The organism is Microcystis sp. LE19-10.1B (assembly GCF_027530565.1).
GTDB classification, from domain to species: domain Bacteria; phylum Cyanobacteriota; class Cyanobacteriia; order Cyanobacteriales; family Microcystaceae; genus Microcystis; species Microcystis aeruginosa.
Genome location: NZ_JAPZQM010000142.1, coordinates 1 through 8,529, shown reverse-complemented (window position 1 = coordinate 8,529; position 8,529 = coordinate 1). Strand labels below are relative to the sequence as shown.

Below are 8,529 nucleotides of genomic sequence, written 5' to 3'. Positions count from 1 at the left end.
CCTCTCACTTTCCCCTAATAATCCTCCTAAATATTGTCTGAAGCCGTTTTTTTGCGCTTCGTTTTTGAAGCAATTGTCAAACCGCCGACACCATCGGTCAAAGCATGGGGGCATTGCGGCTGGGGTTGTCTCTTTCATCGCTGATCTTTCAACGTAAAGTGCTTACTCTTTAACAATTATACTCGATTTGATCTTTATTTGGCGTTTAAGTCCCACTAACACAACTCCGGCAATCACAGCCGCAGCGGTATAATAACCACTAGAAAAAAACTCATTTGCTTGTTCAAACTGAGAATCAAAAACTTCGGCTTGAACCAGTGTTTTAAGAGACGAGAGATAACCACCCTCAAAATCTTCTTTTGCTGCCAAAAATACCGCTTTAAATGCCTTAAACATCCCATAAGTTGTATGCCCGTTCTCTTTCCGCTCAAATTGTTTAAAGTACTGAGAATCTTCACCACAAAGTTTAGACAATAAGTTTCTTACTTTTACCTTCCAGCTTAAAAGTAAGTAGCTATCGATAAATTCACCAGTGCCAATTATCTCTCTTTGGAGAACTTTTTTAGAAGATTCTAATTGGGATGCTTGCTCATCTAGTTCTTCAAATCGCCGCTTAAAAACGGCTCTTCGGGACTTGTTATGGTTCGATAGGGGGGCATAAATCGACTCAATCCTTATCTGGCAAAAGATTTAATTGATTAGTTCGCTCCAGATCGCAAACAATTGACAAAAATTGCGGCAATGTCTGTCTCTATAAAGGTTTCATTCTTTATAACCCCGTCCATTGCATAAGACAAACCGAAGAACCTTAAAAACTTCTTTCAAAGTCATAAGTAGGGTCTGCTGAATAAATCTAAAAACCTTGTTGGATAAGACTTTTGGACTTTTTTACCCTCAAAAAGTGCCAGCCATTGCGGGGATCGGGGGAAAATTCAGGTACTTTTTCCCTGAAAATTAGGTAGTTGACCACCTCAAAACTGGTAAAACCCCACACCCCACCTGCCCCCCCCGATGTCGGGGGGGTTGGGGGGGCCACACCCTGCCCCCAGGAAAAGCTTTTTGCCGCAAACCCTAAGTAGGTAGGTGTTAAAAATTATCAGATACCACCCTTATCAAGGAGGCAGGGGGGATCAAAGACAAAATCTATCTTCAATTTAATTATAACCACTTACTTAACCTTAAAAGCATTGAATTCCGTCTAACGACCAAGTTAGTCCTCGTGCTTCTCCCCCGACTTCTACTTACTTTGTCTAGCTTGACCAACTTTTAGCCATGCAAAGATTTGTTGTGGAGTCAGTGTCAACTGAACCCCTGCAATTACCTTAAGCTGGTGATCCCCTCTGCAAACTTCCGGCTCTTGTTGGGGAGTAAACATTAAAACAGAATAATCATCTGGATCAAGCATCCATCCTAATTTACTGCCATGTTTTAAACAATGTAAAATGTTGTCAATTACACGGTTTACCTTTTGATCAGGTGAAAGAATTTCGATAGTCCAATCAGGTGCTTCGGTAAAGTCGTCCTCTGGTTCACCTGCTTGATTGAGGTTAATTCGATTCCATGCAATTACGGCAACATCAGGAACGAGCGAACGCCCGCCGAAGGTACATCGCAACTCAGGTAAGGCTGTATAATCAACAGTATGGCTGTCAACCTCAGCTAAAAGACGTTTTTGCAGGATAGAGTGTCGAGTCTTAGGCATGGGTTTCTGAATTGCGACTCCATGCAAGTATTCCCATGCTGGAGAATCCTCCAAATATGGCAATTTGAGGAAATCTTCAAGGGTGAGACTCTCAGTCAAGGAAGTCGTCATCGGTTCAAGCAAAGGTTTTTTTTGTGACTTTATTATAAATGAACTTTATCTGGGTTGCTTACCGACGATTCAGGTATATTTGATGAGAATTTGCCCTCTCAATCAAATCGGTCGATTTCTTAACTATTCTGACTGACTGGTATCACTGGAAATGCCCACGGGGATCACAAAATTGGCCAATTGTCAATAGCTTTTCAGATGCTCTCACCTTGGTTATGGCGCTTCCCACTCTTCCTTTTCTAGTTCTTTAGCAAAGTGATTAAATATTAACCCAACTTCTTACGATCCTAACCCTTCTTCTCGACTTATTTCTTCGATACTAGAATTTTTTACTCTCTCATAAATCATCGATTCATAGCGGATTGTATGATGCTGTCTTAATCTCATAAAACTCAATCTTTCGCTAATATACTTTTGGCACTTTTGACAATGAAACTGGCGGCGTGGTACTTCTAAATATACCAGATTGCCTAATATTGATAAATCTCTGACTAGATTGTACTCTGTCTGATTGATTCTGTCCAATATTTGATGACAATTCGGACATTCAATTGTTTCATTTAAAAGAGCGAGCTTTAGGAAAATTGTCTGATCAATTTTTTGATAATTGACCACTGTTACATTTGGTAAATCGAGGAGTTGATCAAAATTTATCCACATAACCCACCTCCTGTCCTGTATTACTATTATACCATGCTCACACAGAACCTAGAAGAGCCTCTTGCTTTCGAGGGTGTTGGGTAACAGTCGTCAACCCAACCTATAAAATTAGCTTACTGCTACTCAGTGCCTTCGGCATCGCACTAATAATTTTTGATCATTAATTCTCTCCCCGCCGCTGCCTGTCCTTGTTTATAATTATTCATGCCATACTGAAGATTCCACTCGATAATATGGGCAAAATCAAAGAGTTTTCGTATCTCTGGACAATCATCGTAGGTAATTAACCATTTAGCCTGACATTGACGCATATTATCGGCAAAACGTTGATGATCGAAGCTGGTATGTAAATTACCTCTCACACCGTACAAACGGGATTTTGTGGCACTATAGTAGGGGGGATCGAGAAAGATAAAAACTTCTTTTCCCTCAGCAAATAATAATTCTTCGTAGTCTTGGTTAGTAATTTTTACTGATGCTAATAACGGCGCAATTTGAGTTAATCTGGCCATTGATGAATCAGTAAATCTACTGGTAAAAGCAGCTTGAGAATAACCTCCCGAATCCACTGTTCCCGAAAAAGTAATCCGATTTAAGATAAAAAAACGCACTGCTTTCTCAAAGTCGGTTAACTTTAAATCTTCCCTTGTCAAATCTTGAAATAATTCTCGTCCAGTATCATATTTCTGTTTAATTTCTGTTATTTTTGCTACCAATAAATCAATATTTTCTTGAGCGCATTGCCAGAAACAATATAAATCATAATTTAAGTCATTAATCCAATAGGTTTTTATTTGTTGTCCAAAGAGTTGCTTAACAGCAAAAAATACAGAACCCCCACCAAAAAAAGGTTCTCGATATTCCCTAATATTCACAGGAATTTGCGGCAAAATTTGCTTAATTGCCCGGGATTTCCCCCCCGGATAACGCAAGGGACTTTTAATTTTTGACATTTTATTTACTAATTAGCTCCTATCTCGATTTCGAGCTTTTTATTGGTTTGAACTTCAACTAAAAGCTTTCTAATTATTTCCTGCTCTCTCTCCTTCAGATTATCCGAGTTTAACACAAGAAATTTTTCTAGATTTTCCAATTGACAAGGTAAAGTAATTTTGTCTTTAATACCTTTACCTGTAAGTTTTAACTTTGACACAAAATTTATGGATTGATTGTTTAAGTTAATGGAGTCTATATTGGAATACAGAATTAATTTAAAAAGACCATCTTGTATATCAGTTAAATCTGGCAGCCCCTTCCTTGTAGAATTTTTAGACTCCTGAATGTAATATTGATCTTTTATATATAAAATTTCGTCTGGTGCTAGATAATAAGTTCCTCCCAAATAGTTTTCAATACAGAAGTTTGCTTTCCTTCCATCGACTAAATATTCATGTTTATGTACTGTAACTGATTCCCTTTCACTTGCCATTTTAGAGCCTTTTAGAGATATATTTTTGAATTCTTCAAAATCAAGCATAACTGCTTTTAGATATTGTCCCATACTAGCTTGAGAATGAGTAAAAACACCAGTATTGTCAGAGATATTTTTATAAGAATTAAGAGCCTGTTGAAAAGTCGAAGTAAACTTTTCTTCTAATAAACTTTTATTCCAATGTAAAGCACTTTGCTTGTAATTTAAAATTTCTTTTATTTGATTCTTAATAAATTCATTATTAAACTTTTGTTTGGTAAGTTTGTGTTTATTTTCCTGTTTCGTTTTTTGACTTTTCTCCGCATTTTCATAGTATCCAAGAACTATATATATATTGAGTAAATTCATCCATGAAACTGTAGAATATTGAAGCTTATCTAAGTCTCCATCTCTTCCCTCATCTTTAATAATCGGTATTATTGTCAATATTTTTGATGCATTATATGTGTTATAAATTCTGGCAAATGGATAACTTCTGGTTCGCTTAGGGGAAACCCACTTGGAATAAGCGACTTCTGTATTTTGTGCCTCTATAATTCCATAAGCTCTGGATTCATTAACATCAAATTGTTCCAAACATACTCTGTCTAAAGATTCTGTTAGACAGGCTGTATATTTTACATCTCTAATAAATCCAGTCAAATTCAAGACTTCGCTCATATTATGAAATTACGATCAAACTAATTGGATTAAAAGACAGCCTAACGGTTGAACTCACCCGCCTTGTCAAAGTCTAGCACAAAGTCTGGTGCAGTGATATGTCAGACAGTCGGCAGCCGGTCATAGGCTTCTGACTCAACATCGGGAACTTTTGTTAAGATTGCCTGATACTTTTCTCGACTTCCCTTTTTGGACCTTTCTATTAGGTAATTTTCTGTCATCAACGCTGAAAGTTTCTCAGCGATCGCAGTAGAGATAAATTGATCGATCGAAATTCCATCACGAGCCGCTAGATCATCTAAACTTTTCTGTAATGAGTCGGGAATTTGAACTTGGATGGTACTCATGGTAACTTACCTATTAATCGTAGGAAACCTAAAGGCTCAAAGCGTGGGTTTCATTTTTAACATAGCCACCTTTACTCGATCGATAAATTACGATCAAACCAATTAGATTAACCATCTACTTAACTGTTGGTTTGCGGAATTTGGAGGGAGAGGGAAAATATTCTACTCGTTCATTTTTAAGTGCTTGTGCCATAAAATCACGCCAAATGGGAGCGGCAAAACCGCCACCAGTGATACCTTTACCTAAAGTGCGATTTTGGTCATCTCCAATCCATACTGCCGTGGCTAATTGGGGAACATAACCAACAAACCAGACATTTTTCTCGTTATCGGTAGTACCGGTTTTTCCCGCTGCTGGACGACCGATTTGGGCCGAGGTGGCTGTTCCTCCCTGAATAACTCCCTGTAGGACAGAATTGAGAGAAGCGGTGGCCCAGGGGTCTAAAACTAGCTTCGGTTTGGGTGTATTATCGAGCATGACGTTACCACGGCTATCAGTAACACGCATGATAAAGGTAGGCTTAGAATGCCAGCCATTACTGGCAAAAGTAGCGTAGGCCCCCGCCATTTCCAGAGGAGTCACATCCACGGATCCCAAAGGTAAAGAGGTGACGGCAATTAAAGGACTCTCGAAACCCAACAGACGACAGACTTCAATGACTTTATTTATCCCGACGCGACGACCGAGAACAACTGCGGGAATATTCAGAGACTGCATCAGAGCGCTACGCAGGGAAACCGGACCAGAAAAGCCGCCACCGTAGTTTTTTGGGCTATAGAAGCCGCCGGCCTCGCGAAAACGTACGGGAGCATCATTAATCACCGTTTCGGGGGTAAAACGACCACTAGCGAAGGCAGTATAATAGACGAAAGGTTTAAAAGCTGACCCCGGTTGACGACGGGATTGGATGGCGCGGTTTAATTGACTTTTATTGTAATCAACGCCACCGACGAGCGCCTTGACGAAATGGGTGCGGGGATCCACTGCGACTAGAGAAATTTGTAGGTCTTTGGTACGAATACCGCGACCACGCAAGCTATTATAGGCCCGTTGGATGGTAGACTCGGCCATGTTTTGGAAGTCGAGATCGATCGTGGTTTGAATCCGCATTCCCCCTTTAGTTAGGGTTTCCTTGCCAAATTTTTGCCGCAATTCTGCCACCACTGCATCGGTAACGTAGGGTAATTTACTTTCTTGCCAAGCGGTAGGTTTACCCAGTTTCAGCGGTTCCTTTAAAGCGGCCTCTTCCTGTGCGGGGGTGATCCAACCTAAGGTACGCATCCGACTGAGAACCAATGCCTGTCTTTCCTTGGCGGTTTTATAATTATTAAAAGGACTATAAACTTCCGGCGCTTGGATTAATCCGGCCATCATCGCCGATTCTGCTAAATTTAACTGGGCAGCGGGTTTATTAAAATAACTTTTAGCAGCGGTTTGCACTCCGTAATTATTATGACCCCAATAGATATTATTGAGGTACATTTCCAGAATGTCATTTTTGCTAAAAACCTGTTCCACTCGTACTGCCAGGACCGCCTCGGCTAATTTACGGCTAACGGTGCGCTGATGGGAGAGAAAAATATTTTTGACTAACTGCATGGTGATGGTAGATGCACCTTCCACCACACCGCCACTTTTCCAGTTAGCCACTACTGCCCGGCCGATACTATTAGGATTAATACCACGATGGTGATAAAAATGGCTATCTTCGATCGCCATCACGGCGCGTTTCAGATTGGGAGATATTTGATCGAGTTCCACCACTTCCCGATTCGCTTCTCCGTGTAAGCTGGTCAGGGGTCTGCCTTTAACATCGTAGATATAACTGGTTTCCGTGGGGACGTAACCCCGTAAAATCCTCACATCGGGTAGATTGCGGTAACTAATCGCTAATCCTACCACAGCCCCCGTCACCACGGCCGTGGATACCATCAACAGGCCGAGAGCGGTTCCCCCTGCGACTCTGGAGACTCCTTGGAAAAAGCTATCCGAGTCACTACTAGGTTTCTGCTCTTTGTCTTGATTGCCGAGGGTACTGGTGGACACGATGGTTACAATTTCCTTTTTCCAAGAGGGGACTGATCGATTAAACTGGCTTGAAAGTCTATTGTAAAGGTTTTGTTAAAAAATCGAATACTAGCTTACAGCAATTATGGCCGATCTGGCTCTAGTTTCGATCGGCCATGGCAGGGGGATTAGGAGCAGCATAGTTACATATCAGGGACAAAACAGGGTATCGCGGGTATTTCTGCCAGTTATGGGGTTAGTTCCTGTGGCTATCTCACAAAGATATTTTTCCACATCGGAGCGAATAATTGCATCGGTAAAATCGGCCCCGTCGATAATTGCACCCTTGATTAAAATGTTAGTGGCAAAAGCTCCTTCGAGAACGGCATTGGTAAAGTTGGCTCTGGTTAAACGGGCCGATTCTAAATCCACGTTTCTCATATTGGCATCGCTAAAGTCGGCCCCCTCCAAGTTGGCCGAAAAAAAGCGTACCCCTTCCAGATTGGCATGACTGAAGTTACTACCGCGCAGATTGGAGTGATCGAAGGTGGAATCGCGCAAATCCTGCCCCGCAAAGTCGTTATCGGTCAAATTACGGTTATTATAACTTAGGGCTTGGGCCGGAGCCAAGGATAATAATAATACTAATATACTAGCAAACAAGGTTAGTAGAGTTTTGCGAGAAAATTGCGCCATATTGCCCCCTGATTGATCAACCTTTTCTATAATAAGCTGTACTGCATTTAAACCGCCTATCGGTAATTTTAGTACAAATGCTCGAACTACCCGCTCCCCTATAGCTTCTAAACAGGATTTATGATCATCCCCGAAAATCACCTCATTACCTTGCACTGGTTGAATTGACAATTATCCCCGGATTTACCAAGAGCGATCGATCTGCTAGATTTTTGATGTTGGATATCTTAGATAGATATGGCTGGTCATAGTAAATGGGCAAATATTAAACGACAAAAAGCCCGGGTTGACGCCAAAAAAGGGCAAACTTTCACCCAGTTATCCCGGGCCCTTATCGTGGCTACCCGTAACGGTGTTCCGGATCCTGCGGGCAATTTTCAGCTACGCACGGCGATCGAAAAAGCCAAGGTGGCCGGTATTCCCAATGACAATATCGAAAGAGCGATCGCTAAAGGGGCGGGAACTTGGGAAAATGACTCGGCTTTTGAGCAAATTCGCTACGAGGGTTATGGTCCCGGGGGTGTGGCGATCCTGATCGAAGCACTGACCGATAATCGCAATCGCACGGCCGCAGATCTGCGGGTGGCTTTTAGCAAAAATGGCGGTAATTTAGGTGAAACGGGCTGTGTGGGCTGGATGTTTGACCATAAGGGGGTAATTCGTCTTGAGGGAACTATTGATGAGGATCAGCTTTTAGAAGCTTCCCTAGAGGGCCAGGCCCAATCCTACGAGTTTTTTGACAGTGAGGAGGAAGGTGAAGGGGCAGAAGTTTTTACCTAAAATGTCGGATGAATGCCCCCGCTAAATTTTTCGACAAGACATCAACCTTTGCGGGGGATGAAATCCGACCAAGATATTAACTGCGAAGCACGATTTTAATTCTACCATTTGTAGGTAAACTGTGTTATACTTA

At 41.5% G+C, this 8,529-nt stretch carries 7 protein-coding genes and 3 pseudogenes; 1 reads left to right on the top strand and 9 read right to left on the bottom strand.

The window, feature by feature from the left end; all coding sequences use genetic code 11:
* From O9332_RS05060 to O9332_RS05020, 9 genes and pseudogenes are all read right to left on the bottom strand, one after another.
* A pseudogene (locus O9332_RS05060) lies at nucleotides 1–138 on the bottom strand (IS701 family transposase); the annotation flags it as partial.
* A gap of 24 nt (nucleotides 139–162) precedes the next feature.
* Complete coding sequence (locus O9332_RS05055) at nucleotides 163–474, bottom strand: hypothetical protein (protein ID WP_288024009.1); 312 nt, start codon at nucleotides 472–474, stop codon at nucleotides 163–165.
* Between the two features lie 763 nt (nucleotides 475–1,237).
* Entirely contained in the window at nucleotides 1,238–1,813 is a 576-nt protein-coding gene (locus O9332_RS05050) for a Uma2 family endonuclease (RefSeq protein ID WP_288024013.1), read from the bottom strand.
* A gap of 216 nt (nucleotides 1,814–2,029) precedes the next feature.
* A pseudogene (locus O9332_RS05045) lies at nucleotides 2,030–2,473 on the bottom strand (transposase family protein); the annotation flags it as partial.
* Between the two features lie 143 nt (nucleotides 2,474–2,616).
* The gene (locus O9332_RS05040) at nucleotides 2,617–3,426 is read right to left on the bottom strand and encodes a DNA adenine methylase (protein WP_288024006.1); all 810 of its coding nucleotides are present in this window, start codon (nucleotides 3,424–3,426) and stop codon (nucleotides 2,617–2,619) included.
* A gap of 8 nt (nucleotides 3,427–3,434) precedes the next feature.
* Nucleotides 3,435–4,547 (bottom strand): hypothetical protein, encoded by a 1,113-nt coding sequence (locus tag O9332_RS05035; protein ID WP_288024003.1) that lies wholly within the window; start codon nucleotides 4,545–4,547, stop codon nucleotides 3,435–3,437.
* A gap of 119 nt (nucleotides 4,548–4,666) precedes the next feature.
* Complete coding sequence (locus O9332_RS05030) at nucleotides 4,667–4,912, bottom strand: YlcI/YnfO family protein (RefSeq protein ID WP_287730079.1); 246 nt, start codon at nucleotides 4,910–4,912, stop codon at nucleotides 4,667–4,669.
* Nucleotides 4,913–5,027: 115 nt separating this feature from the next.
* Nucleotides 5,028–6,959: a transglycosylase domain-containing protein gene (locus O9332_RS05025; protein ID WP_002759753.1), complete on the bottom strand. Its 1,932-nt coding sequence runs from the start codon at nucleotides 6,957–6,959 to the stop codon at nucleotides 5,028–5,030.
* A 171-nt stretch (nucleotides 6,960–7,130) separates the two neighbouring features.
* Entirely contained in the window at nucleotides 7,131–7,616 is a 486-nt protein-coding gene (locus O9332_RS05020; RefSeq protein ID WP_043999109.1) for a pentapeptide repeat-containing protein, read from the bottom strand.
* Nucleotides 7,617–7,853: 237 nt separating this feature from the next.
* On the opposite strand from O9332_RS05020, the pseudogene O9332_RS05015 reads away from it, so the two are divergent.
* Nucleotides 7,854–8,393: pseudogene (locus O9332_RS05015) on the top strand (YebC/PmpR family DNA-binding transcriptional regulator); the annotation flags it as partial.
* Nucleotides 8,394–8,529: the final 136 nt, after the last annotated feature.

Coding starts and splice junctions, on each gene's coding strand:
- O9332_RS05020 (WP_043999109.1), bottom strand. CDS start 7,616: ATGGCGCAATTTTCTCGCAAAACTCTACTAACCTTGTTTGCTAGTATA.
- O9332_RS05050 (WP_288024013.1), bottom strand. CDS start 1,813: ATGACGACTTCCTTGACTGAGAGTCTCACCCTTGAAGATTTCCTCAAA.
- O9332_RS05030 (WP_287730079.1), bottom strand. CDS start 4,912: ATGAGTACCATCCAAGTTCAAATTCCCGACTCATTACAGAAAAGTTTA.
- O9332_RS05040 (WP_288024006.1), bottom strand. CDS start 3,426: ATGTCAAAAATTAAAAGTCCCTTGCGTTATCCGGGGGGGAAATCCCGG.